The organism is Aurantimicrobium sp. INA4, from assembly GCF_027924525.1.
GTDB lineage: Bacteria > Actinomycetota > Actinomycetes > Actinomycetales > Microbacteriaceae > Aurantimicrobium.
Map to the genome: position 1 here is coordinate 394,283 of NZ_AP027040.1, position 23,338 is coordinate 417,620.

Below are 23,338 nucleotides of genomic sequence, written 5' to 3' on the forward strand. Positions count from 1 at the left end.
AATGCAGTTGTCTGGATACAGGCTTTATTGCTTTTATTCAGAGTTTTCAAGGGAGAATCATGGCACGCGTTGTTCGAGGAACACCACGAACCCCACTCGAGATTGTTGACGGCCTTGCCGCACTCGGATCCGCAACCGTTCATGAGGCCCAGGGCCGTATTGGTCTGTTGAACCGTCGTCTGCGTCCCATTTTCCCCGCCATGATTGCCGGAAACGCGCTGACCTGTGAAGTTGCCCCCGGCGATAACTGGATGATTCACGTCGCCGTTGAGCAGGCTCAGCCTGGAGACATTCTGGTTGTCACTCCCACCAGCCCCTGCGACGATGGCTACCTCGGTGACCTTCTCGCCGAGAGTCTGATGGCTCACGGCGTGCGCGGTCTCGTCATTGACGCCGGTGTGCGCGACGTGGCAACACTGACCGAAATGGGCTTCCCTGTTTGGTCCAAGACCATCAGTTCGCAAGGAACCGTCAAGGAAACTATTGCAAACGTGCAGACTCCCATCTTGATGGCAGATCAGCTTGTTCGCCCGGGGGATGTCATCGTGGCTGACATTGACGGCGTCTGCTTGGTCAAGCGCGAAGATGCCGAAAAGGTTCTCAAGGCTGCTCAAGAGCGCGAAGCAATGGAAGCCGGCAAACGCAAACGTCTGGCTGCGGGTGAACTCGGTCTCGATATTTACAACATGCGCGAGAAGCTCGCGGCTAAGGGACTTGTTTACGAGGACTACCAGGGATGACCAACACTCAAGTAGCCGTCGACTGCGCAGTCATGCGCGGAGGAACATCCAAAGGACTGTTCTTCCTCGCGAGTGATCTGCCAGCAGATCGCGCTGCCCGAGATACTTTCCTGTTTGCCGCGATGGGGTCACCAGACGTGCGCGAGATTGACGGCATGGGTGGCGGACACCCGCTCACCTCCAAGGTTGCCGTTGTCTCGAAGTCTGAGCGAGACGGCATTGATGTGGATTACCTGTTCTTGCAGGTGTGGCCTGACCGCGCTGAGGTCAGCGACCAGCAGAACTGCGGAAACATCCTGGCAGGTGTGGGCCCCTTTGCTATTGAAAAAGGTTTGGTCCGCGCAGCAGATGGTGTGACTCCCGTTGCCATCTACATGGAAAACACTGACTCCAAGGCGACTGCTTTTGTCGAGACTCCCGGTGGAGTCGTGAACTATGCCGGCACCGCACGGATTGACGGAGTTCCTGGAACTCACGCCCCGATCACCATCAACTTTGAAGATGTTGCTGGATCCAGCTGTGGTGCTTTGCTGCCCACCGGCAACATAGTGGATGAGGTTCTCGGTGTGCAGGTGACTTGCATCGACAACGGCATGCCTGTTGTCTGCCTGAATGCTTCCGACTTCGGCATTACTGGCTATGAAACTCCAGCTGAGCTCGAGGCAAACGCAGAACTCAAGGCCCGTGTGGAAGCGGTTCGCTTAGAGGTTGGTCCGCTCATGAACTTAGGTGATGTCACCAACAAAACCGTGCCCAAGATGAGCTTGCTAGCGCCAGCCCAAGACAGTGGCCTCGTCTCTACCCGCACCTTTATTCCTCACCGTGTGCACGAAAGCATCGGTGTTCTCGGTGCTGTCTCTGTTGCGACCGCGTGCATGCTCGAAGGAAGCGTTGCTGCCCAGATTGCTGGCCTAGACGCAGTGGGCTCGAGCATGGAGATTGAGGTTGAACACCCCACCGGTTTCTTCACCGTCCAGATGGAAGTCGATAACTCCTCGGGCACACCTGTTGTGACAAAGTCTGCGCTGCTGCGCACCGCCCGCATGCTCATGCAGGGATCAGTTTTTGTACCTCAAACCGCGTGGGAGAACGCATGATTATCGACATTCACGGCCACTACACGACAGCTCCCGAGCTGCACAACCAGTGGCGTATTGACCAGCTTGCCGCCTATGCTGCTGGTCAGCCCAGCCCTGAATACCCTGAAATCTCCGATGAGGTAATCAGAGAGACCATTGAGCAGAACCAACTCAAGCTCATCAAAGAGCGCGGCTCGGATCTGACCATCTTCTCTCCCCGCGCTTCGGCCATGGGGCACCACGAGGGAGACCAGCGCATCAGCCTGGAGTGGACTGTTGCTTGCAACAACCTCATCAAGCGCGTTGTTGACCTTTTCCCTGAAGACTTCGTGGGTGTTGCTCAGCTGCCCCAGTCACCTGGTGCTGATCTGACCGAGACCATCAAGGAAATGGAACGCTGCATCAATGAACTGGGCTTCATTGGTGTGAACCTTAACCCTGACCCCTCCGGTGGTCAGTGGCAGACCGTTCCATTGACGGATAAGTTCTGGTACCCGCTCTACGAGAAGATGGTCGAACTTGATGTTCCCGCCATGATTCACGTCTCTGCCTCGTGTAACCACAACTTCCACGCCACCGGTGCTCACTATATGAATGCAGACACGACGGCGTTTATGCAGTTGCTCCAGGGCAACCTGTTCGCTGACTTCCCCACACTGCGATTCATCATTCCTCACGGTGGTGGAGCTGTTCCCTACCACTGGGGCCGCTACCGTGGTCTGGCAGACATGCTCAAGCAGCCCAGCGTGGACACCCACCTCATGAACAACGTGTTCTTCGACACCTGTGTTTACCACCAGCCAGGTATTGATCTTCTTGTCGATGTCATCGACAACAAGAACATCCTCTTTGGTTCGGAAATGATTGGTGCCGTTCGCGGAATCGACCCACAAACCGGTCACTATTTCGATGACACCAAGCGTTACATCGACGCAGCGAAGATCTCCGACGAAGAACGTGCCAACATCTTCTCCAAGAATGCCCGTAAGGTATTTCCTCGCCTTGATGCCAAGCTGACGGAGCGTGGAATGTGAGCGCATTCGTAAAAGATGCTGACTGGCTCGACTGGCACCCCAACCCCAGTAGACCTAAGTTTGTGGTGCCAGCAGGTGCCGTAGACGCCCATTGTCACGTGTTCGGTCCCGGAGATGTGTTCCCCTTCGCACCCGAGCGCAAATACACTCCGTGTGATGCCAGCTGGGAACAGCTCTTTGCTCTGCGTGACTTCCTCGGCTTCGAGAAGAACGTCGTGGTGCAGGCCACCTGCCACGGCTCAGACAACTCAGCCTTGCTGGATGTTCTTGAGCGTGCCAATGGTAAAGCCCGTGGTGTGGTCACGGTGAAGCCCGACATCACGGTTGAAGAACTGCAGCGCATGCACGATCTGGGTGTGCGCGGGGTTCGCTTCAACTACGTCAAGCGATTGGTTGATCCCAAGCCCGATGACTACTACCGCGAGATCATCGAGAAGATCCGCCCTCTGGGCTGGCACGTTGTGCTCTACTTCGAGCCTGCAGACCTGAAGGAAAAGAAGGAATTCTTCAACTCGCTGAACATTCCACTCGTGATTGACCACATGGGTCGCCCTGATGTCACCAAGCCTGTCGACAACGAAGAATTCGAGATGTTCCTTGATTTCATGCGAGGCAACAAAGACATCTGGTGCAAGGTCAGCTGCCCAGACCGCCTCACCAAGAGCGGTTCACCTGAGTACGCAGATGTTGTTCCCTTCGCGAAGAAGATTGTCGAAGAGTTCCCTGATCGCGTTTTGTGGGGCACGGACTGGCCACACCCCAACATGAAAACCGAGATGCCCGATGACGGCATCTTGGTTGACTATGTTCCTTCGATTGCAGTGACCCCAGAGCTGCAAGAGAAATTGCTTGTAACGAACCCCAACACCCTCTACTGGAGCTAATCATGAAGCCCAACTTTGAGCAGTACAAGGACATTCCAGGAACGACCATCTTCACTATTGAGTTGGCTCGTCAAGGTTTCCACCTCAACCAGTTCTGCATGAGCCTGCGTACTGAAGAAAACCGCAAGCGTTTCTTGGCAGATAACCGTGCCTACCTCGACGAGTGGGACATGACCGAAGAGCAGAAGCAGGCGGTCGTTGACCGTGACTTCCAAAAGATGCTCGACCTGGGCGGAAATGTCTACTTCCTGTCCAAGATTTTCGCGTCAGAAGGACTGTCCTATGTTCAAGCCGTCAGCACAATGACGGATATGAACGTGGAGGAATACCAGCAGATGATGCTGGACGGCGGCCGCAATATTGAAGGATGGCGTTCAAAGAAGGAACGAGGCGAAGCATAATGGCCAAGATTGTTGCAGGTATTGCGACCAGTCACGTCCCCGCCGTCGGCCACGCCGTCGACTCGGGAAAGACCCAAGATGCCTATTGGAAGCCCATGTTTGATGGCTACGAATTCTCCAAGCAGTGGGCCAAAGACAACCCTGCTGATGTTGCGATCATCGTGTACAACGACCACGCGTCTTACTTCGGCATGGAAATCATGCCCACCTTCGCTATTGGTATCGCCGATAGCTACGCCATCTGCGACGAAGGCTATGGCCCTCGTCCCGTGCCCGTCGTAGAAGGTGCACCCGAGCTGGCAACCCACCTTGCAGCTTCGCTGATCACGGATGATTTCGATATGACCGTGCTCAACGTTCTCGAAGTTGACCACGGACTCACCGTGCCCATGTCGTTGATGTATGGCACTCCCGACAAGTGGCCGACCAAGGTTATTCCATTGCCCGTTAACGTGGTGATGAACCCACAGCCCTCCGGTGAGCGTTGCCTTGCCCTGGGCAAGGCAATCCGCCGCGCTGTTGAACAGTTCGATGGTGACCTCAAGGTTGAAGTGTGGGGAACCGGTGGCATGAGCCACCAGATCCAGGGTGCACGAGCAGGTTTAATCAACCTGCCCTGGGACATCCAATTCATGGATGACCTCATCAACCAGCCTGAGGTGCTGCAATACAAGCCACACCTGGAATACATGATCGAAGCAGGTTCGGAAGGCGTTGAGCTCATTATGTGGCTCATCATGCGCGGAGCTCTCGGTGACAAGGTCAACGAGGTTTACCGCTTCAACCACGTTCCTGCCTCCAACACCTCAGTTGGACACCTCATCTTGACCCCGAAGGAAGACTAAGAATGACCGTCAATATTGCCGTCGTAGGTTTGGGTGCCTTCGGTCAGAAGCATCTGGATGCTCTGGCCAACATCGCTGATGCCAACATCAAATACGTCGCTCACAGCCGCCAGAACGTGGCGGATGAAATCGCTGAGAAGTATGGGGCAGAAAAGGGCTTTGACAACTACACCGAGCTTCTGGCCCAGCCAGACCTTGACGGTGTGATCCTTGCCACCCCGACCCAGATGCACCATGACCAGACCATTGAGGCTCTGCGAGCAGGAAAGCACGTCATGGTGGAAATCCCCATGGCAGATAACCTGCAGGGTGTTCAAGAAATCGTGGACGTTCAGCAAGAAACCGGCTTGATCGCCATGGCTGGTCACACCCGCCGTTTCAATCCGTCACACCAGTGGGTTCACAACAAGATCACCGCCGGAGAATTCAACATTCAACAGATGGATGTGCAGACCTACTTCTTCCGCCGCACCAACATGAACGCACTTGGTCAGCCACGTTCGTGGACTGACCACCTGCTGTGGCACCACGCAGCCCACACGGTGGACCTGTTCCAGTACCAAACAGGCGAGAAAATCGTGAAGGCGAATGCCATTCAGGGTCCTAAGCACCCTGAACTCGGTATTGCCATGGATATGTCCATCCAGTTGGCCACCGAAACCGGCAAGATTTGCACCCTGTCACTCTCGTTCAACAACGATGGGCCATTGGGAACCTTCTTCCGCTACATCGGAGACACTGGCACCTACATTGCCCGCTATGACGACCTCGTCACCGGTAAAGAGGAAGTCATTGACGTCTCCAACGTCGATGTGTCCATGAACGGTATTGAGCTTCAGGACCGTGAATTCGTGGCAGCGATCAAGGAAGGCCGTGAACCTAACGCGAGCGTTGCTCAGGTTCTTCCCTGCTACATCGTTCTCGACAAATTGCAGCAGCAGCTGGACTACTAAACCTTTCTGCCACCTCCAGGACAGAACGAGTTATCCCCTACACTGTGCGGGGATAACTCGTTAAGACTTCTTCGTCGGAGGCTGAGCGTGTGGAATTTTCTTCCCATGCATGATGCGGCCGTGCGTGAACTGGATGGGTGCAATCATGGTGCTTTCGTATCCGCTCTGCGCCAAAATCTCCACCACATCCTGCATTTCTATTTGGTGGCGCTTAAAGTTGTGCGCGGCATCGTTGATGAGTTCTTGAGCTGTGGCAGCAGTCATGCCCTCGAATTGCCGCTGAATTTCCTGCCAGGCAAAGTCCTGCATTCCGACGCTCTCGGCAGCCCACAGAGTATCTGTGAGAGCTCCAGTGAGGGATTTAGCCAAAAGATTTCTCAGAAGCTGACGCGTGGCAACATCACCTGCCTTATCTGAAATAAAGAAGGCAGGAAGGGATAAGACAGTGAGTTCAGACACAAGTCGCAACGCTGCAGCACCAGATGCTTCTACACCTACCTCTGCCACAAGGGCGGCATCTGCACAGGCGCCCTCAGGAACTGTTTGTTCAATGCGCTGTTTGAGGTCAGGAGTTCCTGCAGAGAAATCTGCATAGATTGCTCCTGCTTTCAGGACAGGAGCAATCTTCTCTGCAGTTGAATGAGCAAGATGGGGTGCGCTGTGCACGAGAACGATATCTGCACCCTCGACGGCGTCTTCGATGCTCGAACTGAACGGAATAGGGACATACCGCGAGACATGAGAATCAAAGCCCGCCACGTCTGCGCCGGCGCCCTTGAGTGATACGGCTAACTCAAGCAAGGAGTCAGATAAACCGATAACAGCGATACGAGTCATGGAGTTCCTAGCGGTCAAACATTTTCATCTGCGCGGCCGTGTGGTGATCACCAACGGGTTGAGTGACGTTATCCAGACGCGCCACCTGGTCATCACTGAGCACAACATCCACCGCCGCGAGGTCCTCTTCGAGGTGGTTAATGCGCACAGTGCCCGGAATGGGGGACCAGTCCGAACCCTTCGCCAACAGCCACGCAAGAGCGAGCTGAGCAGGCGTGCAGCCTACTTCTTCAGCAATGTTGATGACCTCGGTCAGGATTTCTTTGTTCTTCTCGAATGCTTCTGGCTCAAAGCGAGGATTGGTTAAACGCCAGTCGTCGGCGTCGAACTGGTCCAGTGACGTGATCTTTCCGCTGAGCATGCCACGACCTAGAGGGGAGTAAGGGACAAAGCCAATACCTAGCTCCCGCAACAATTCGAGAGTGCCGTCTTCACCATCTCGAGTCCACAATGAATATTCCGATTGCAAGGCTGTTATCGGGTGGACGGCGTTAGCCCGGCGAATGGTTTCTTTACCCGCTTCGGAAAGACCAATGTGGCCAATTTTGCCTTCAGTAATGAGTTCCTTTAGTGTTCCGATCACGTCTTCGATCGGAACAGACTTATCCACGCGGTGCTGGTAGTAGAGATCGATGTAATCCATATCCAGGCGCTTGAGGGATTGCTCCACGGCATAACGAATATTTGCTGGAGTTGAATCCATCCCTAACCTGCGATCAGGTCCCTCGCCAGTCATGAGGCCAAACTTGGTGGCAATAACAACTTTGTCGCGATGTGCCTTGAGGGCCTTGCCCACAAGGACTTCGTTCTTGAAGGGGCCATAGATTTCAGCAGTGTCGAAGAATGTCACACCGAGATCTAAAGCACGGTGAATCGTGGCAATGTGCACCTCGTCGGGCTGGTCCTTGCCCGTGAAGAGGTGTGACATTCCCATGCAGCCCAAGCCGATTCGAGAAACGGTGAGCTCGCGTAACTGGGTGTATTTCACGGGGGGATCTCCAAGTTAGGGATGTGTCATGGACAGTACATCTAGGGCACTGTCGAGTTGTTCAAGCGTGAGCTTCTTACCATCGACATAGCCGAGTTCCAGCGTGGCTTCGCGGATAGTGATGCCGTGAGCAACGGCATGCTTGGCGATCTTTGCTGCTGCTTCATAACCGATGTATTTATTCAGCGGTGTCACGATCGAGGGACTGGACTCAGCCAGCGCCCGAGCTCGCTTCACATTGGCCTCCAGGCCGTTAACGGTCTTATCAGCGAGGATGCGCGCAGAGGCAGAAAGTAAACGGATTGATTCCAGCACGGAGCTTCCCATCACGGGAATAGCGACGTTGAGCTCGAAAAGTCCAGACGCGCCACCCATCACAACAGCCGCATCATTACCAATGACACGCATGCAGACCATGAGTACTGCTTCGGGAACTACAGGATTCACCTTGCCCGGCATGATGGAGGAGCCTGGTTGCAGATCAGGGATATGAATTTCAGCAAGGCCGGTATTTGGCCCTGAGCCCATCCAGCGAATGTCATTACAGATTTTGGTCAAGCTCACCGCGATGGTGCGCAATGCACCTGAGGCCTCCACCAAGCCATCGCGATTGGCTTGGGCTTCAAAATGGTCACGGGCTTCAGTAATCGGCAACTTGGTTTCTTTGGCCAGTTTCTTAATCACCAATTGAGGGAAACCCTTGGGGGTGTTGATCCCCGTTCCCACGGCTGTTCCTCCGAGGGGAACTTCGGCTACACGGGGCAGGGCAGCTTTGATGCGTTCAATGCCGAGGCGAATCTGTGCTGCATAGCCGCCAAACTCTTGGCCGAGAGTAACAGGGGTGGCATCCATGAGGTGGGTGCGGCCTGACTTCACCACGTTTGCCCACTTCTTGGCTTTCTTCTCGAGTGCCTTAGCGAGATATTCCAAAGATGGAATGAGATCTTTGATGAGTGCACTGGTCACCGCCACATGCACGGACGTGGGAAACACATCGTTGGAGGACTGTGAGCAATTCACGTGATCATTGGGGTGAACAGGCTTCTTCAGTTTCTTTGAGGCGAGAGTAGCCAGCACCTCGTTCATGTTCATGTTTGAGCTGGTGCCAGAGCCTGTTTGGTAAATGTCGATAGGGAACTGATCGTCATACTTGCCCGCAATAACCTCATCGGCTGCCCACGCGATGGCATCTGCGAGGCGCTGGTTAAGCACACCCAGTTCAGCATTGGCCAGGGCAGCGGATTTTTTGATCTGCGCCAGGGCTGCGATGTGAGCTGCCTCGAGAGTGGAGCCTGAGATGGGGAAGTTCTCCACCGCGCGCTGGGTTTGTGCACCATAGAGAGCAGTGATGGGAACCAGCACTTCACCCATCGTGTCGTGTTCGACGCGGAAATCCTTGTTTGTGGCCACGAGTACTCCTGAGGTGGGGGAAGGGATGGGAAAAGTTAGATACCGATGTCTCCTACGACAACATCGGGCTTTACAGCACCTTGACCCAAGCGATAGTTGGCGCCCACGATGGCCAATTTGCCGTCGGCAATTGCTTGAGTAATAAGTTCTGAGCTTTCCATCAGCTCAGCAATGGTGTCGCGCAGGTGTTCGCGACCCACCTCGAGAGCATCTACGTCAGCGGGGTTGAGGGAACCATCCGGGGCAAACTGTCCTGCCTTGCCGGCAACGCGGCGAATGGCGGGAACAATGCGTGAGACCAAGCTCGCAATGTGTGGAGGAAGCTGTGAGGCATCTGGGCCCAGCATATTTATGGCGCCCTTGATTGCTCCACAGTTGTCGTGACCGAGCACCACAATGAGAGGAACTTCCAAGATTCCGACCGCGTATTCCAGTGAGCCCACGACAGAGTCAGAAATAATCTGGCCTGCATTGCGGACCACGAACAGATCACCCAGGCCTTTATCGAAAATAATTTCTGCGGCAAGACGGGAGTCGGAACAGCCAAAGAGAGCTGACAGTGGACGCTGCTCCTCCATGAGTTCGTTGCGGCGTTCCACATCCTGGCGGGGGTGAGCGGGGGCGCCTAGAACGAACAGTTCATTTCCGCGAATCATTTCAGCCCAAGCGTCTGCTGGGCTTAGTCGCGTTCGGTTCATTGGGTGCTCCTCAGGTCTGCCGTAATCGAGGTGGCCAGCTGTTCAAACTCAACAGGTTCAGCCGTGCCAAAGAGGACGATGGTGGCATCACCGGAGGTGGTGACCATCGCGTATTCAACATTGCCGGGATCACTCATTTCCCGGTTGTCATACACGGTCCAGACCTGGCCATCGATTGTCATTTCTCCCGTTGGGGGATATTCATTGAGAGTTTGTGAAACCCATGTCGCGTCAGCCTCAAAAGCTTCATTGAAAGCAATGAACTGATCGTTGGGAGTGATAAAGCCGATATACCAACTGGTCACTTTCCCATTGCTGGCATTACGCAGCTCTGCTGCGTTTGCACGCCAATCTTCGGGCATAGCAGGTACAAGCAAATCACGGTTTAACGTTTGCGCTGCAACCTCGCTCTGGGCCACGTAGTCAATGTTCCATTGGGGGTCACCATCGGGGCGAGGCACGAGGAAATAAATCACCAACACCAATGCCAGAGTGACCAGCATGGAATAGACAAGGTTGTTGATGGTCTTACGAGATTTGTAGAGCCTGGAATTTTCCGCCTTACGGGCAGCAGTCTCTTCCGGTGTCTCGGGCCTACCTAGCTCCGCGACAATCTTGGGTTCCTTCTTGCGAGGGCTCATTCTGCTGAGGCGCCTGCAGAATCTAAACCAGCTCGGGCGGCGTTCAGGCGCTCTTTGGCTCCGACCAGCCATTCTTCGCAGCGAGCGGCAAGTGCTTCACCGCGCTCCCAGAGGGTGAGAGTCTCTTCGAGAGTGGGGCTGCCTTGCTCGAGTTGCGCAACGACAGCGACAAGCTCGTTACGTGCTTCTTCGTAGCTGAGCTTGGAGACATCTGCTGGTGTTGCCATACCTCAATTCTACCTGCAGCGGTGGTGTGCGTTCACGTCCTGTGCACAGCATTCATGCGGGGCAGACAAACACCACCCTGGTGAGTCAGAATGAGGGTATGCGTGCAGCCGTAGCAATCAGTCAAGACCCGTCCAACCCTCTAGCGGGGCTTGTTGTTCAAGATATGCCCGAACCACAAGCGGTTCCTGGCTGGGTCAAAGTCAAAGTAGTTGCCTCCTCGTTGAACCCACACGATCTGTGGACCCTCAAAGGTGTGGGCCATCCAGCTGAGCGGATCCCGATGATATTAGGCTGCGATGCAGCCGGATATCTCGAAGATGGAACCCCTGTGATTGTTCACCCCGTATTTGGAGACGCAGAGCGCGGTCATGGTGACATCACCATGGATCCGCAGCGTGCTCTGCTCTCGGAAGTCCACAACGGTGGTTTTGCTGAATGGGTGCTCGTTCCAGAAACACATGTTGTGCCCAAGCCGGACTATTTCAGTTTTGAGGAAGCTGCTGTTCTTCCCATCGCGTGGGGTACCGCGTACCGCATGTTGTTCACACGTGCGGGACTCAAGCCTGGAGATAAGGTGCTGGTGCAAGGTGCCACCGGTGGTGTTGCCAGTGCCGCTATTTCTTTAGCCAAGGCAGCGGGTGCCACGGTCTATGCCACCACTCGAGATGAAGCGAACTTTGATTTTGCGAACAAGGCAGGAGCAGACGAGGTGTTCATCACCGGAGCCCGTTTGCCTGAACGTGTCGATATTGTCGTGGAAACCATCGGGGAAGCCACCTGGTCTCATTCACTCAAAGCGCTTCGCCCCGGGGGAACTGTTGTTATTTGTGGCGCAACTTCGGGCCCGAATGCCTCAGCAGACTTGAACCGTGTTTTCTATCAGCAGCTTTCGGTGATCGGTTCAACCGGATGCACCGTGGATGAATTTACCCACCTGCTCGCATTTATGCAGTCTGAAGGATTACGTCCCACCATAACCGACACGGTGAGCCTAGAAAACATCCACGAAGGATTCCAGAAGCTCCTAGCTGGCAAACAGCTTGGCAAGATTGCCGTGCGCGTCAGCGAAGAAAACTAAGCACTATGCCAAGAAAGAAGCAGACTACTTCTTTTTTGGTGCACCCTTCGAGACAGCATCAACCGTGCCCTCAGCGAGGGTGAGTGTAAATTCAGTGTTTGCTGGAGCATCCTTCGCACTGCGTGCGACGGAGCCGTCCGCCAAGACAGCGATGGCGTAGCCACGATCCAAGGTTTGCTGAGGCGAGAGCGCTCGCAGCTGAGTTTTCAAAGACACTGTCTCTTGCATGGCGTTGTGCAATGCGCGGTCGACAAGGTCAGAACCGCGCTGCACGTTGCGCACAATCTCTTCAGCCCGAGTGGCAATGATCCAATCAGAATCTGCCAGCACGGGTCGAGAACGCAGGCTCTCTAAGCGCTCCAGCTCAGTCGAGAGGAAACTTGTGACCTTGTTGCTGATTCGGCTCTTCGCATCAGCAACGCGAGCAAGTTCCTCACTCACGTCGGGAACAACCCGCTTGGCTGCATCAGTGGGGGTGGAAGCGCGCAGATCTGCCACGTTATCTAACAGGGGCGCATCGGCCTCGTGGCCGATGGCGCTGACCAGGGGAGTGACACAGGCAGCCGCCACACGCACTAGCTTTTCATCGCTGAACGGCAAGAGATTCTGGAAATCGCCACCACCGCGCGCAATGATGATGACATCAACCTCGGGGTCGGCATCCAGTTTCTGGATTGCGGCAATAACCTCGGGAACGGTTTGGTCACCTTGCACCTTGGTGTGAATGACCTTGAATTCAACCTGTGGCCAGCGCAGGTGAGCATTGCGTAGGACATCTTTTTCTGCGTCAGAGTCTTGACCGGTGATCAGCCCAATGCATTGTGGCAAGAACGGAAGTGGAACCTTCCGGTCAGCGTCAAAGAGGCCCTCCTTGGCCAGCTGAGCGCGAAGGCGCTCCAACTTCTCCAACAGATCGCCCAAGCCAACATGGCGTAATTCCAGAACATTAAGCCCCAACTGGCCATTCTTTTTCCAAAAGTCCACTTTGACCAGCGCAATAACGCGGTCACCCTGTTTGATGTCATCAGGCATCTTGGTGCGGGCGTTCGACCAAATGGTGAAGCCCATAGTGGAGTCTTCGGTGAGGTCTTTGAGTTTTCCAAAGATTCCCGAGGAACGCTGATCCCACTGGGTGATCTCGCCTTCAACCCACACCAGACCGAGGCGGTCTAGGTATGCCTTGAGCTTGGTCGTCAGGGCAGCAATGGGCCACGGCTCGTCCGGGGTCGATGCTACCTCACTCATACCTATCAGGCTAGTAGAGACCACGGGCAAACACTCATCTTCGTCGCCTAAGCTGGAGTACGTGAGCGCAACGAATATTGGACTGGGTATGCCCCGCATACCCCGCCCCATGAAGACCCTGGTTGAGATGCCGTCGCCGAACCCCAAGAAGGTTCTCCTGGCTTCTCCACGTGGTTATTGTGCTGGCGTTGACCGTGCAGTCATCACGGTAGAGAAGGCACTTGAAACCTACGGTGCACCCGTCTACGTGCGCAAAGAGATCGTTCACAACAAGTACGTAGTTTCAACCTTGGAAGAGGCAGGAGCCATTTTCGTCGACGAAGTCGATGAAGTTCCTGCGGGTTCACATCTCGTGTTCTCAGCTCACGGTGTCTCACCAGCGGTTGTGGCCAGCGCTGAAGCCAAGAACATGCAAACCATAGATGCCACCTGTCCGCTGGTGACGAAAGTTCACCGTGAAGCAGTGCGCTTTGCTCGCGACGATTATGAAATCCTTCTCATTGGGCATGTCGGCCACGAAGAGGTAGAAGGAACAGCAGGGGAAGCCCCGGACCATGTCACCATCGTGGATGGTCCTCACGCAGTTCCTGACATTGAGGTCAAAGACCCCAACAAAGTTGTCTGGTTGTCACAAACGACGTTGAGCGTGGACGAGACCATGGAAACAGTGCGCCTGTTGCGTGAACGTTTCCCCAACTTGCAAGATCCCCCCAGTGACGACATTTGTTATGCCACCCAAAACCGTCAGATTGCCATCAAGAAGGTTGCAGCAAACTCTGACCTTGTCATTGTTGTTGGCTCAGCCAACTCATCAAACTCCGTGCGATTGGTGGAGGTAGCACTGGAATACGGAGCCAAGGCGTCTTATCGTGTTGATTTCGCCGATGAAATTCAGCAGGAATGGTTTGACGGAGTTTCCACAGTTGGGGTGACCAGCGGAGCATCTGTTCCCGAAGAGCTCGTTCAAGATGTGCTCACAGTGATTGCAACTGCCGGATATACCGACATCGAAGAAGTAAAGACAGCCGAAGAAGACCTGATCTTCTCTTTGCCTAAAGAACTGCGGCCAAAGCGCGCGAGCTAAAACTACTTCGCAGAGTTCGCCATGTTGTTGATGGCTTCTTGGAATCCAGGGTCAGCCAACAACGAGATGAAGATGCATGCGGTGGAAAGAATATTGGAGATAACTGCTCCAATAACTGGAACCCACCACGACTTCTTCTTTGCTTGCATGCGCTCGCGTGATTTCCAAACAACTAAAGCAAGAATGACTGCCTGAATAGTGACGGCGATCCAACCCATTTGGGTGGCAAATGCCACACCTGTAAACGTGCCCATGTTGAAGTCGGGCATGAGGGTGTTGAGTTCATCAACGAGTGCGTTCATCACTGGGCGAGGGTTGATGTAATCAGCGAGGCCTGAAAAGACCGAATACACGCCAACGAAGATCAAACCCCAGGTAATGAATCGATCCAGAGCAAGGCTCCGCTCCTGCTTCTCCTCAGGAGTAAGCGGAGTCGGAGCCTGCTTGGAATCTTCAGGCTTGGGAGCCTGTGGTTTTTTATCTGACAAGAATTACTTTCCGGAGTGGCCGGCAGAACCAAGCTGCTCGGTTGAGTGGACGACGCGTGCTGCCATGGCAGTCTCCGCGATCTTTCCCCAGGCGCGGGGGTCGTAGATCTTCTTGTTTCCTACTTCACCGTCAACCTTGAGCACACCGTCGTAGTTGCGGAACATGGTGTCTGCAACAGAACGGGTAAAGGCGTACTGTGTGTCAGTGTCGATGTTCATCTTGACTACACCGTTGGCTACGGCTTCAGCAATCTCTTCATCCGTTGAACCAGATCCACCGTGGAATACGAGGTCGAAAGGCTTGGGGCCGGTGCCGAACTTGGTAGCTACACCTTCCTGGATGTCCTTGAGCAGTTCTGGACGGAGCTTGACGTTACCGGGCTTGTAGACACCGTGAACGTTTCCGAAGGTCATGGCGGCCATGTAGCGACCATTCTCTCCTAGACCAAGAGCTTCAACAGTCTTGATGCCGTCTTCCACGGTGGTGTAGAGGCTGTCGTTGATGTCGTGGGAGACACCGTCTTCTTCTCCACCAACAACACCGATCTCAACCTCGAGGATGGCGTGGATGTTCTTGGTCTTTGCCAGCATCATCTCGGCGATGTCGAGGTTTTCGGTCAGGGGCACTGCCGAGCCATCCCACATGTGGGACTGGAAGATGGGGTTGCGTCCTGCGCGAACTTCTTCTTCAGAAGCGTTGATCAAGGGGAGAACAAAGTCATCGAGAGCGTTCTTGGGGCAGTGGTCGGTGTGTAGTGCCACGGTGATGGGGTAGCTCTTTGCTACTTCGTGAGCAAACTTCGCGAAAGCAAGTGCACCGGTTGCACGTGCCTTAACGGTGTGGCCTGCGAAGTAGTCAGCACCACCAGTGGTGACCTGGATGATTCCGTCGGAACCTGCCTCGGTGAGGCCCTGAAGAACAGCGTTCAGTGTCTGAGAGCTCGAGACGTTGAATGCAGGGTAAGCAAAGCCTTTGGCTTTTGCTTTGTCGAGCATCTCTGCATACTGTTCCGGGGTTGCGACGGGCATGTCATCTCCTTGATTCTGGCGCGAATATACGTGGGAAAGCGCCTCTCTAGTCTAATCGGGATGTGAGGCCCCTCATTTATTGGTATTTCGCATCCAAATGTATTGCTGCGCGCTCGTCGAATAGAAGGTGACGCGCGTCGACGCCTAGGCTGAAATCGTGACGTCAACGAATACAGGCATTTTGAACCTCCACCCCGACCGCAACCTAGGTATGGAATTGGTGCGCGCCACCGAAGCCGCCGCGATTCGCGCAGTGCCATTTATCGGCCATGGCGACAAGAATGCTGCTGACAAAGCAGCAGTCGACGCCATGCGTGCTTTTCTCTCCACGGTGAACTTTGAGGGCGTTGTCGTCATTGGTGAGGGTGAAAAAGATGAAGCCCCCATGCTGTTTAACGGTGAGAAGGTGGGAACCGGACGAGGTCCTGCCTGCGATATTGCCGTAGACCCCATCGACGGCACCAGCCTGACGGCTGCGGGCCGCCAGAACGCAGTCTCCGTCATCGCCGTCTCTGACCGTGGCACCATGCTGGATGCCTCCTCCGTTTTTTATATGAACAAAATCGTCACCGGTGAAGCAGGCGTTGGCGTTGTTGATATTCGTAAGCCCATTGGTGAAAACATTCGTGCGCTGGCCAAAGCGATGGGTAAGCCAGTTGGCGACATTCGCGTCGCCATTCTTGACCGCCCACGTCACGAGGGTCTTATTCAGGAAATCCGCGATGCTGGGGCCGGAACACGCTTGCTGCTGGACGGTGATGTTGCTGGTGGTATCAACGCAGCCCGCTACGAGTCACGCATTGATATGTGTGTCGGTATCGGTGGAAGCCCCGAAGGTGTGGTCACCGCCTGCGCCATCAAGGCGCTCGGTGGCCAGATTCAAACCATGCTGGCTCCCAAGGATGACGAAGAGATGCAGCGCGGTATTGATGCTGGCCTCAAGTTTGATCATGTCTATGACCAAGACAGCTTGGTCACCAGTGACAACACCTTCTTTGTTGCTACCGGCGTAACCGATGGTGGTCTGGTTGAAGGTGTTCGCCGTAAGGGGCCGATTATCCGCACAGACAGCATCATTTTGCGAGGCAAGTCTGGCACCATCCGTCGCGTGCAGACGGACTACCGCGCAGATCGCTGGCTCGAGGTCTAAACCTTCGAGTGAAGTTCTACGTCAACCGTTCGGTTGCGACGCAGAATCACTGCGGCCGGCACGTTCAGTGCAACAGAGACAACCAACAGAGTAATTAGTACAACTGTCCAGCTACTGGTTGAACCATACAGAATTCCCATGAGTGGCGGAGCCAGGGCTGCGCTGAGATAGGCAACAATCTGAGCGAATCCGCTCAGTGCCATAGAACTTCTGACGTTTTCTGTTCGCAGATTCACCAGGGTCAGAGCCAGTGGAAACTCAAGACATCCTGTTCCGACGATGGCGACCCACAACCAAATCAGATGATCGGGTGCAAAAAGTAGGCCGAGATATCCCACGAGATAAAACACACTGGAGATTGTGACAAGCCAGTGAGCATGTTTCCCCATGCGCTTCGCTAGCCCTGGAACAACAAATGCTAGGGGTAAACCAATTCCAGCAAAGAGGGCAAGCAGCGCCCCGCTTTGTGCCGGGGTCACACCGGCAATATCAATCAAGATCACGGGCATCCAGGCATACATGGCATAACCGGTAATGGAAGACACGGCCAAGACGATGCCCACAGACCACGCTGTGGGGGAATGCCACGGGTGGACTCTGCGCACAAGGGGAGCGGCTTCGGGAGCATCAAAGCTGGAGTCTTTGCGGTGTGAGCGGTATTCCACAACCCATGGAATCAGGGCAAGGATGGCAAAGATTGCCCATTGCAATAGAGATCCTCGCCATGTCACAACGTGTGCAACCGGAACTGCAATCAGTGCAGGTAAGAAGGCGCTAATAGACATGACCGACATATAGATGGCCGTCATAGTGCTGACGCGATCTGGGAAATACTTCCTCACTGCGGGTGGCATGGCGACGTTGGCAAAGCCCATACCAACCAGAGCAGTGAGGGCTCCAAAAGCCAAGGTCTGCCAGTTTACAGAGAATGCGCGAAGAATGTGTCCTGCAATCATCAAGACAAGCGCCAGGATGAGTGTGCGCTCAATACCGATGCGCTTTTCAATTCGGGGAGTGAAGATACCTCCAGCGGCAAAGCTCAGAGGCGCAATGGCTCCGAGCAAGGCAATAGCTGCAGTGTTGAGCTCATAGGTAGCGCTGATTTCAGGAATGAGCGGAGAGAGCCCTGCCACAGCTGCACGCATACTGAACGCAACGAGAACAATGCCCGCAAACGCTAAAACGCGCCCGGCGAGCAAAGCGCGGGGCGCGTTAGAAGCTGGGGAACTCACGTTCCCATCATGGCACTAGCTCGCTTCAGGCTTGTCATCAGTGTCCACGAGCTCGCCTGCAGTAAGAGGTTTGGGAGCTTCATGAACCTCGATACCTTCGGGCAAGATCTTGGTGGGATCGATGCCCGGGAATTTGCGAGCTGTTGAAAGCACGCGAGTTTCGAGTGAGGAAATAAAGCCGTTGTAGTGCTTGACCGTGTTCTCGATTGCCTTACGCAGATCTTCAGTGTGCTTAGTCATGGTGCTGAGTCTGCTGTAGAGCTCAATACCGAGGTCAAAGAGTTTCTTTGCTTCATCGGTGACAACCTGCTGCTGCCAGGTGTAGGAAACAGTTTTGAGTACTGCCCAGAGGTTGACGGGGGAGGCGAGAGCTACGCGCTTACCAAAGGCGTAATCCAGCAATGTGGGGTCTGCCTCCAATGCTGAGGCCAGCAGAGACTCACTAGGAATGAACGCGAGAACAAACTCTGGACTGAAATCGAATCCACTCCAGTAGCTCTTGGAGCTCAGGGCATCAACGTGGGAGCGAACAGCCTTGACGTGCGCTTTCATGAGGCTTTCACGGCGGGCTGCTTCCTCACCAGTTGCGGTGACAGGTATCTGGCTCGCTTCCAAGTACGAATTGAAAGGTACTTTTGCATCAATCACGATGGTCTTGCCGCCAGGAAGATTAATGACCATATCTGGGCGGATGGTTCCACCATCCGTTGTCATGGTCGTTTGAGTATCAAAGTCCACGTGGGCAGTCAGGCCGGCAACCTCAACGAGGCGGCGAAGCTGTGCTTCACCCCAGGTGCCTCTGACGCTGTTAGAGCTCAAGGCTGAAGCAAGTGATTGCGTTGTCGCCCGAAGCTCTTCACCGAACTGACGAGATTGGCTGAGTTGCTGAGCAATTTGGCCATATTGTTCCTGGCGTTGATTTTCCAGATCGTTGACCTTGGTTTGCATCGCCTGCAAGGTCTCTTTCACGGGGGCGAGAGCTTCAAGAACTTTATGTTCCTCCTGAGCGCGGGCAGCATCATCTGCTTGCCTGCGGTCGTTCGCCTCACGCAGTTCAGAAAGCATGCGCTCTAGAGTCTGGATTTGCTCGTCTTTACCGGCAAGGCGGGCTTCGGCAGTTGCAGCACGGACGGCCAAATCTCCAGAATCACTCGGTAGTGATTTGCGTGATCGCAAAGCCCAACCGATGGCAATACCAGCGATGAGCCCTGCAATTAATCCCAGAACCAGAAAGAGAGTGAAGTCCATGTATTTAGTGTGTCAGCAGGTACTGACATTTCCCGGTCGCCACGGCTAGAGTAGGTACGCACAGAAGGAACTGATATTTATGTCGCAACTCCCCGTTGTTTCTCACTGGATTGATGGGGCAGAGTGCCCCTCCACGTCCGGTCGTACCGCTCCTGTTTATGACCCAGCTCTTGGTGAAATCACCAAAGAGGTTGCGTTAGCAAATCAGGCGGAAATCAATGCAGCAATTGCTTCCGCAAAAGCTGCTTTTCCCGAATGGCGTGACTCCTCTCTCGCCAAACGTCAACAGGTTATTTTCAAGTTCCGTGAGCTGCTCAACGAGCGCAAGGGTGAACTCGCAGAAATCATCACCAGCGAGCATGGCAAGGTTCTTTCGGACGCCATGGGTGAAATCACTCGTGGCCAGGAAGTGGTCGAGTTTGCCTGCGGCATCAACCAGATGCTCAAGGGTGAATACTCCGAAAACGCCTCCACGGGCGTTGATGTTTACTCAACTCGTCAGCCACTTGGAGTTGTAGGAGTGATCTCTCCTTTCAACTTCCCCGCTATGGTTCCCATGTGGTTCTTCCCTGTTGCTATTGCCGCAGGTAACACTGTTGTCTTGAAGCCTTCAGAAAAAGACCCTTCTGCAGCCATCTGGCTCGCCAAACTTCTCAAGGAAGCTGGTCTTCCTGACGGTGTCTTCAACGTTCTCAACGGTGACAAGGAATCCGTCGACGGACTTCTCGAGCACCCCGATGTTCAGGCCATCTCTTTCGTGGGATCCACACCTATTGCGAAGTATGTCTACGAAACCGGCGCCAAGAACGGTAAGCGAGTTCAAGCTCTCGGTGGCGCCAAGAACCACATGCTTGTTCTCCCCGATGCAGATCTCGACCTCGTAGCCGACTCAGCCATCAACGCTGGATTCGGTTCTGCCGGTGAGCGTTGCATGGCAATCTCGGTTGTTGTGGCTGTTGAACCAGTTGCCGACCCACTGATTGAGAAGATTGTGGAGCGCATGGGCAAGCTCACTACCGGTGATGGTCGTCGTAACTGTGACATGGGACCTTTGGTTACTGAGGTTCACCGTGACAAGGTTGCTTCTTACATCGATATTGCCAAAGCAGATGGTGCGACAGTTGTTGTCGACGGCCGCGAACAAGAATTTGACGGCGCTGCCGGCGGATTCTGGCTCGGCCCCACCCTCATCGACAACGTTCCCACCACCTCCAAGGTCTACACCGAGGAAATCTTCGGCCCTGTGCTCTCCATCGTTCGCGTGAAGAGCTACGACGAGGGTGTTGAGCTCATCAACAACGGTGCGTTCGGTAACGGAACCGCGATCTTCACCAACGATGGTGGTGCAGCTCGTCGCTTCCAGAACGAGATAGAGGTCGGCATGATCGGCATCAACGTGCCGATTCCTGTGCCTGTGGCTTACTACTCCTTCGGTGGTTGGAAGAACTCACTGTTCGGTGACACCAAGGCACACGGCGCTGAAGGGGTTCACTTCTTCACCCGTGGCAAGGCCATCACCAGCCGCTGGCTCGACCCCAGCCATGGAGGCATCAACCTGGGCTTCCCGCAGAACTAAGCATTCATGCCAGCGACCACCGAAGTTTCACGACCTCGGTGGTCGCTGAGCGCTGTTTTATGGATTTGTGTGTTGGCCATCATGGCTGGTTTCCAAACCTGGCGGGGGGCATATGTTGATGGGGCGTTGTTCTTTGCCTTAGTGGCAATGCTGATTATTGATCGGCTTACTGGCGGCCGCATCATTTTGTTGAAACAACCCGTGGTGGCTCCCAAGATAGTTATCTTGGCTATCACTGGAGTTTTGGGACTCGTCCTAGTTCTTGCCCCTCGGCACAGCTGGATCGATTTGGTTGCTTTGGTGGCCATTGGAGTCACTGTTCTTATCGTTGCCTGGGCGCCAACCCCTGAACGCCCTGAGCGCTCCCACACCTCGCTGCTGCGTTCAATGTGGTTTTGGTCGATGGCGGCAGTGGCATTGTGCGTCTGGGAGGCAACCGCCTTTGTGTTGAGCGTGACCGTCCCAGATGGGATCGACATGTTTCCGACAATCTCTGTGCTTCTTGACCCGTTCGTAGAAAACATCTGGGGCCGGATTGTTTTTGTTGGATTGTGGCTTGCTGCCGGCTTAGGTCTCCTCCAGTTGTGGAGGAAGCCATGATGTGGAATCTCGTTGCGTTCGGTTATCTCGTGATAGTCCTCACAGCAATTGCCGTTGAGATTTATGCTCAGAGAAAACCTCATGTCATTGCCCCACTGGGGGACATGCTCGATCACGTCATGAAGTCACGAACTACCAGAGTTGCCGTCATTGCGGCATGGTGGTGGTTTGGTTGGCACTTTGCCTTTGCTGAAACTGTCCAGTTGACTCTCTAGTGCCCGGTACGCTTAACCCTTGTGGCTCTAACTATCGGAATCGTCGGACTGCCCAACGTAGGCAAGTCCACCCTCTTTAATGCACTGACCAAAAACCAGGTTCTCGCGGCGAACTATCCCTTCGCAACAATTGAACCCAACATTGGTGTGGTCAACCTCCCTGATGCGCGCTTGAACAAGCTGGCTGAAATCTTTGGCAGCCAGCAGCTGTTGCCAGCTGCGGTGTCCTTTGTTGACATCGCCGGCATTGTGAAGGGGGCCTCCGAGGGTGAAGGTCTGGGAAACAAGTTCCTGGCCAACATTCGTGAGGCAGACGCCATTGCCCAGGTAGTTCGCGGATTCTCTGACCACGACGTTGTTCACGTTGATGGCAAGATTTCTCCCGCAAGTGACCTGGAGACCATCAATACCGAGCTCATTCTTGCTGACCTAGAAACCTTGGAAAAGGCAATCACGCGCCTCGAGAAGGAAGTCAAAGCGAAGAAGGCAGAACCTGCAGCCCTTGAGGCGGCCGTTGAAGCGCAAAAGGTGCTTAACGAAGGCAAGCTTCTCTCTGTTTCTGGCATCGATCTTGCCCCCATCAAGGATCTTGGTCTCATGACTGCGAAGCCGGTGATCTTCGTATTCAACGTGGATGAGTCTGTGTTGACCGATGAAGCGAAGCGCGCTGAATTGGCTGCTCTGGTTACTCCTGCGAAGGCAGTGTTCTTGGATGCCAAACTTGAATCTGAACTTATTGATCTTTCTCCAGAAGATGCTGCTGAATTGCTAGCCTCCACAGGTCAGGAAGAGTCCGGCTTGGATCAACTCGCTCGTATTGGCTTTGACACCCTCGGTCTGCAGACCTATCTCACCGCGGGTCCTAAAGAAGCTCGTGCGTGGACCATTGGTAAGGGCTGGAAAGCTCCCCAAGCAGCCGGTGTGATCCACACTGACTTTGAAAAGGGTTTCATCAAAGCTGAAATCATCTCCTTTGAGGACCTCGTTGAGACCGGTTCTGTTGCGGAAGCTCGCGCCAAAGGCAAGGCCCGCATGGAAGGTAAGGACTACGTTATGCAAGATGGCGACGTGGTCGAATTCCGCTTCAATGTCTAACATTGTCTACTTTGTCGCCTCAACTCTTGATGGCTACATCGCTGACTCTGACGGATCACTAGAGTGGCTCACCTCTATTGAGGGAGCTCCCGAGGACATTACCTCCAGCTTTATCTCAACCGTGGGTGTTCAAGTCATGGGTTCGCGAACCTATGAGTGGTTACTCGAGAATGAAAACATCCTGAGCCACCCAGAAAAATGGTCACAGTTCTTTGGTGAGATGAAAACTGTTGTGTTCAGCTCGCGGGCGCTTCCTGTACCAGAGATGGCAGACATTGCATTCGTTCATGGGTCACCTTCTGAGCTTGTAGACGAGATCACCACCCGGGCTGGTGATGAAAACATCTGGCTGGTTGGCGGTGGTCAACTGGCTTCGCAATTTCTTGCGGCGAATCTGATTGACCGTCTGGAAATCACCTACGCTCCCGTAGTGCTCGGCAGCGGGGTCAAGCTTTTTGGTGATCTCAGTGACTTTGTTCGGGTAGATATTCGTGAAACACTTCCGAGTGGAAACTTTATTCACGTAAAGTGTGACGTTTCTCTCACGTCCTAAGTAACCC

Annotated in this window: 26 protein-coding genes; 15 read left to right on the plus strand and 11 right to left on the minus strand. The window is 54.3% G+C overall.

Translation table 11 applies throughout. The features are described from left to right. Window positions 1-59: 59 nt before the first annotated feature. Genes AINA4_RS02030 through AINA4_RS02060 form a run of 7 tightly spaced genes read left to right on the plus strand, consistent with a single transcriptional unit; the run spans window position 60 to window position 5,936 of the window. Window positions 60-740: a 4-carboxy-4-hydroxy-2-oxoadipate aldolase/oxaloacetate decarboxylase gene (locus AINA4_RS02030; RefSeq protein ID WP_096381943.1), complete on the plus strand. Its 681-nt coding sequence runs from the start codon at window positions 60-62 to the stop codon at window positions 738-740. Then, complete coding sequence (locus tag AINA4_RS02035; protein ID WP_281787296.1) at window positions 737-1,837, plus strand: 4-oxalomesaconate tautomerase; 1,101 nt, start codon at window positions 737-739, stop codon at window positions 1,835-1,837. The genes AINA4_RS02030 and AINA4_RS02035 overlap by 4 nt, the downstream gene beginning before the upstream one ends. Then, a complete protein-coding gene (locus tag AINA4_RS02040; RefSeq protein WP_281787297.1) occupies window positions 1,834-2,853 on the plus strand; it encodes an amidohydrolase family protein in 1,020 nt (339 codons plus the stop codon). Before AINA4_RS02035 ends, AINA4_RS02040 begins: the two co-directional genes overlap by 4 nt. Then, window positions 2,850-3,737: an amidohydrolase family protein gene (locus AINA4_RS02045; protein WP_281787298.1), complete on the plus strand. Its 888-nt coding sequence runs from the start codon at window positions 2,850-2,852 to the stop codon at window positions 3,735-3,737. Before AINA4_RS02040 ends, AINA4_RS02045 begins: the two co-directional genes overlap by 4 nt. Before the next feature lie 2 nt (window positions 3,738-3,739). After that, the gene (ligA, locus tag AINA4_RS02050) at window positions 3,740-4,138 is read left to right on the plus strand and encodes a protocatechuate 4,5-dioxygenase subunit alpha (protein ID WP_281787299.1); all 399 of its coding nucleotides are present in this window, start codon (window positions 3,740-3,742) and stop codon (window positions 4,136-4,138) included. After that, window positions 4,138-4,983: a class III extradiol dioxygenase subunit beta gene (locus tag AINA4_RS02055; protein WP_096381930.1), complete on the plus strand. Its 846-nt coding sequence runs from the start codon at window positions 4,138-4,140 to the stop codon at window positions 4,981-4,983. The genes ligA and AINA4_RS02055 overlap by 1 nt, the downstream gene beginning before the upstream one ends. Before the next feature lie 2 nt (window positions 4,984-4,985). After that, window positions 4,986-5,936 (plus strand): Gfo/Idh/MocA family oxidoreductase, encoded by a 951-nt coding sequence (locus AINA4_RS02060; protein WP_281787300.1) that lies wholly within the window; start codon window positions 4,986-4,988, stop codon window positions 5,934-5,936. Window positions 5,937-5,996: 60 nt separating this feature from the next. On the opposite strand, the gene AINA4_RS02065 is transcribed toward AINA4_RS02060, so the two are convergent. Genes AINA4_RS02065 through AINA4_RS02090 form a run of 6 tightly spaced genes read right to left on the minus strand, consistent with a single transcriptional unit; the run spans window position 5,997 to window position 10,737 of the window. Next, window positions 5,997-6,773 carry an NAD(P)-binding domain-containing protein gene (locus AINA4_RS02065; protein WP_281787301.1) on the minus strand — a complete coding sequence of 259 codons (777 nt, stop codon included), beginning with the start codon at window positions 6,771-6,773 and terminating at the stop codon, window positions 5,997-5,999. Window positions 6,774-6,780: 7 nt separating this feature from the next. Next, window positions 6,781-7,761 (minus strand): aldo/keto reductase, encoded by a 981-nt coding sequence (locus AINA4_RS02070; RefSeq protein WP_281787302.1) that lies wholly within the window; start codon window positions 7,759-7,761, stop codon window positions 6,781-6,783. 15 nt (window positions 7,762-7,776) lie between these two features. Further along, the gene (locus tag AINA4_RS02075) at window positions 7,777-9,171 is read right to left on the minus strand and encodes a class II fumarate hydratase (protein WP_281787303.1); all 1,395 of its coding nucleotides are present in this window, start codon (window positions 9,169-9,171) and stop codon (window positions 7,777-7,779) included. 35 nt (window positions 9,172-9,206) lie between these two features. After that, window positions 9,207-9,869, minus strand: coding sequence for a carbonic anhydrase (locus AINA4_RS02080; protein ID WP_281787304.1), 663 nt, complete (start codon window positions 9,867-9,869; stop codon window positions 9,207-9,209). Continuing rightward, a complete protein-coding gene (locus AINA4_RS02085; protein ID WP_281787305.1) occupies window positions 9,866-10,510 on the minus strand; it encodes a DUF4245 domain-containing protein in 645 nt (214 codons plus the stop codon). The genes AINA4_RS02080 and AINA4_RS02085 overlap by 4 nt, the downstream gene beginning before the upstream one ends. Continuing rightward, window positions 10,507-10,737 carry an exodeoxyribonuclease VII small subunit gene (locus AINA4_RS02090; RefSeq protein WP_096381916.1) on the minus strand — a complete coding sequence of 77 codons (231 nt, stop codon included), beginning with the start codon at window positions 10,735-10,737 and terminating at the stop codon, window positions 10,507-10,509. The genes AINA4_RS02085 and AINA4_RS02090 overlap by 4 nt, the downstream gene beginning before the upstream one ends. A gap of 98 nt (window positions 10,738-10,835) precedes the next feature. Between AINA4_RS02090 and AINA4_RS02095 the strand changes: the two genes are divergently transcribed. Then, window positions 10,836-11,816 carry a zinc-binding dehydrogenase gene (locus AINA4_RS02095; RefSeq protein WP_281787306.1) on the plus strand — a complete coding sequence of 327 codons (981 nt, stop codon included), beginning with the start codon at window positions 10,836-10,838 and terminating at the stop codon, window positions 11,814-11,816. A gap of 24 nt (window positions 11,817-11,840) precedes the next feature. On the opposite strand, the gene xseA is transcribed toward AINA4_RS02095, so the two are convergent. Further along, on the minus strand, window positions 11,841-13,061 hold the full coding sequence (gene xseA / locus AINA4_RS02100) for an exodeoxyribonuclease VII large subunit (RefSeq protein ID WP_281787307.1): 1,221 nt from the start codon (window positions 13,059-13,061) through the stop codon (window positions 11,841-11,843). Window positions 13,062-13,149: 88 nt separating this feature from the next. Here xseA and AINA4_RS02105 point away from each other — a divergent pair, with 88 nt between their 5' ends. Further along, on the plus strand, window positions 13,150-14,145 hold the full coding sequence (locus AINA4_RS02105) for a 4-hydroxy-3-methylbut-2-enyl diphosphate reductase (RefSeq protein WP_281787628.1): 996 nt from the start codon (window positions 13,150-13,152) through the stop codon (window positions 14,143-14,145). A 2-nt stretch (window positions 14,146-14,147) separates the two neighbouring features. Here the strand turns inward: AINA4_RS02105 and AINA4_RS02110 are convergent, their stop codons facing one another. Continuing rightward, a complete protein-coding gene (locus AINA4_RS02110) occupies window positions 14,148-14,633 on the minus strand; it encodes a DUF6264 family protein (protein ID WP_281787308.1) in 486 nt (161 codons plus the stop codon). A gap of 3 nt (window positions 14,634-14,636) precedes the next feature. After that, window positions 14,637-15,662, minus strand: a complete 1,026-nt coding sequence (gene fbaA, locus AINA4_RS02115) for a class II fructose-bisphosphate aldolase (RefSeq protein ID WP_281787309.1) — start codon at window positions 15,660-15,662, stop codon at window positions 14,637-14,639. A 211-nt stretch (window positions 15,663-15,873) separates the two neighbouring features. Here fbaA and glpX point away from each other — a divergent pair, with 211 nt between their 5' ends. Then, the gene (glpX, locus tag AINA4_RS02120; protein ID WP_281787629.1) at window positions 15,874-16,812 is read left to right on the plus strand and encodes a class II fructose-bisphosphatase; all 939 of its coding nucleotides are present in this window, start codon (window positions 15,874-15,876) and stop codon (window positions 16,810-16,812) included. On the opposite strand, the gene AINA4_RS02125 is transcribed toward glpX, so the two are convergent. Then, complete coding sequence (locus tag AINA4_RS02125) at window positions 16,809-18,044, minus strand: MFS transporter (protein WP_281787310.1); 1,236 nt, start codon at window positions 18,042-18,044, stop codon at window positions 16,809-16,811. The genes glpX and AINA4_RS02125 overlap by 4 nt on opposite strands. A gap of 15 nt (window positions 18,045-18,059) precedes the next feature. Continuing rightward, window positions 18,060-19,292, minus strand: a complete 1,233-nt coding sequence (rmuC, locus tag AINA4_RS02130; RefSeq protein ID WP_281787311.1) for a DNA recombination protein RmuC — start codon at window positions 19,290-19,292, stop codon at window positions 18,060-18,062. Window positions 19,293-19,371: 79 nt separating this feature from the next. On the opposite strand from rmuC, the gene AINA4_RS02135 reads away from it, so the two are divergent. From AINA4_RS02135 to AINA4_RS02155, 5 genes are read left to right on the plus strand one after another with little or no spacing between them, the layout of a single operon-like run. Continuing rightward, the gene (locus AINA4_RS02135; protein ID WP_280799163.1) at window positions 19,372-20,868 is read left to right on the plus strand and encodes a CoA-acylating methylmalonate-semialdehyde dehydrogenase; all 1,497 of its coding nucleotides are present in this window, start codon (window positions 19,372-19,374) and stop codon (window positions 20,866-20,868) included. 6 nt (window positions 20,869-20,874) lie between these two features. Next, window positions 20,875-21,468 (plus strand): hypothetical protein, encoded by a 594-nt coding sequence (locus AINA4_RS02140; RefSeq protein WP_281787312.1) that lies wholly within the window; start codon window positions 20,875-20,877, stop codon window positions 21,466-21,468. Further along, window positions 21,465-21,683, plus strand: a complete 219-nt coding sequence (locus AINA4_RS02145) for a DUF6186 family protein (protein WP_281787313.1) — start codon at window positions 21,465-21,467, stop codon at window positions 21,681-21,683. The genes AINA4_RS02140 and AINA4_RS02145 overlap by 4 nt, the downstream gene beginning before the upstream one ends. A gap of 21 nt (window positions 21,684-21,704) precedes the next feature. Further along, a complete protein-coding gene (gene ychF / locus AINA4_RS02150; RefSeq protein ID WP_281787314.1) occupies window positions 21,705-22,778 on the plus strand; it encodes a redox-regulated ATPase YchF in 1,074 nt (357 codons plus the stop codon). Further along, complete coding sequence (locus AINA4_RS02155; RefSeq protein WP_281787315.1) at window positions 22,771-23,331, plus strand: dihydrofolate reductase family protein; 561 nt, start codon at window positions 22,771-22,773, stop codon at window positions 23,329-23,331. Before ychF ends, AINA4_RS02155 begins: the two co-directional genes overlap by 8 nt. The last annotated feature ends 7 nt before the right edge of the window (window positions 23,332-23,338 follow it).

Coding starts and splice junctions, on each gene's coding strand:
- xseA (WP_281787307.1), bottom strand. CDS start 13,061: ATGAGTGAGGTAGCATCGACCCCGGACGAGCCGTGGCCCATTGCTGCC.
- AINA4_RS02155 (WP_281787315.1), top strand. CDS start 22,771: ATGTCTAACATTGTCTACTTTGTCGCCTCAACTCTTGATGGCTACATC.
- AINA4_RS02035 (WP_281787296.1), top strand. CDS start 737: ATGACCAACACTCAAGTAGCCGTCGACTGCGCAGTCATGCGCGGAGGA.
- AINA4_RS02105 (WP_281787628.1), top strand. CDS start 13,150: ATGCCCCGCATACCCCGCCCCATGAAGACCCTGGTTGAGATGCCGTCG.
- AINA4_RS02065 (WP_281787301.1), bottom strand. CDS start 6,773: ATGACTCGTATCGCTGTTATCGGTTTATCTGACTCCTTGCTTGAGTTA.
- AINA4_RS02145 (WP_281787313.1), top strand. CDS start 21,465: ATGATGTGGAATCTCGTTGCGTTCGGTTATCTCGTGATAGTCCTCACA.
- fbaA (WP_281787309.1), bottom strand. CDS start 15,662: ATGCCCGTCGCAACCCCGGAACAGTATGCAGAGATGCTCGACAAAGCA.
- AINA4_RS02030 (WP_096381943.1), top strand. CDS start 60: ATGGCACGCGTTGTTCGAGGAACACCACGAACCCCACTCGAGATTGTT.
- AINA4_RS02140 (WP_281787312.1), top strand. CDS start 20,875: ATGCCAGCGACCACCGAAGTTTCACGACCTCGGTGGTCGCTGAGCGCT.
- AINA4_RS02095 (WP_281787306.1), top strand. CDS start 10,836: ATGCGTGCAGCCGTAGCAATCAGTCAAGACCCGTCCAACCCTCTAGCG.
- glpX (WP_281787629.1), top strand. CDS start 15,874: ATGGAATTGGTGCGCGCCACCGAAGCCGCCGCGATTCGCGCAGTGCCA.
- AINA4_RS02085 (WP_281787305.1), bottom strand. CDS start 10,510: ATGAGCCCTCGCAAGAAGGAACCCAAGATTGTCGCGGAGCTAGGTAGG.
- AINA4_RS02055 (WP_096381930.1), top strand. CDS start 4,138: ATGGCCAAGATTGTTGCAGGTATTGCGACCAGTCACGTCCCCGCCGTC.
- AINA4_RS02060 (WP_281787300.1), top strand. CDS start 4,986: ATGACCGTCAATATTGCCGTCGTAGGTTTGGGTGCCTTCGGTCAGAAG.
- ligA (WP_281787299.1), top strand. CDS start 3,740: ATGAAGCCCAACTTTGAGCAGTACAAGGACATTCCAGGAACGACCATC.
- AINA4_RS02135 (WP_280799163.1), top strand. CDS start 19,372: ATGTCGCAACTCCCCGTTGTTTCTCACTGGATTGATGGGGCAGAGTGC.
- AINA4_RS02040 (WP_281787297.1), top strand. CDS start 1,834: ATGATTATCGACATTCACGGCCACTACACGACAGCTCCCGAGCTGCAC.
- AINA4_RS02090 (WP_096381916.1), bottom strand. CDS start 10,737: ATGGCAACACCAGCAGATGTCTCCAAGCTCAGCTACGAAGAAGCACGT.
- AINA4_RS02080 (WP_281787304.1), bottom strand. CDS start 9,869: ATGAACCGAACGCGACTAAGCCCAGCAGACGCTTGGGCTGAAATGATT.
- rmuC (WP_281787311.1), bottom strand. CDS start 19,292: ATGGACTTCACTCTCTTTCTGGTTCTGGGATTAATTGCAGGGCTCATC.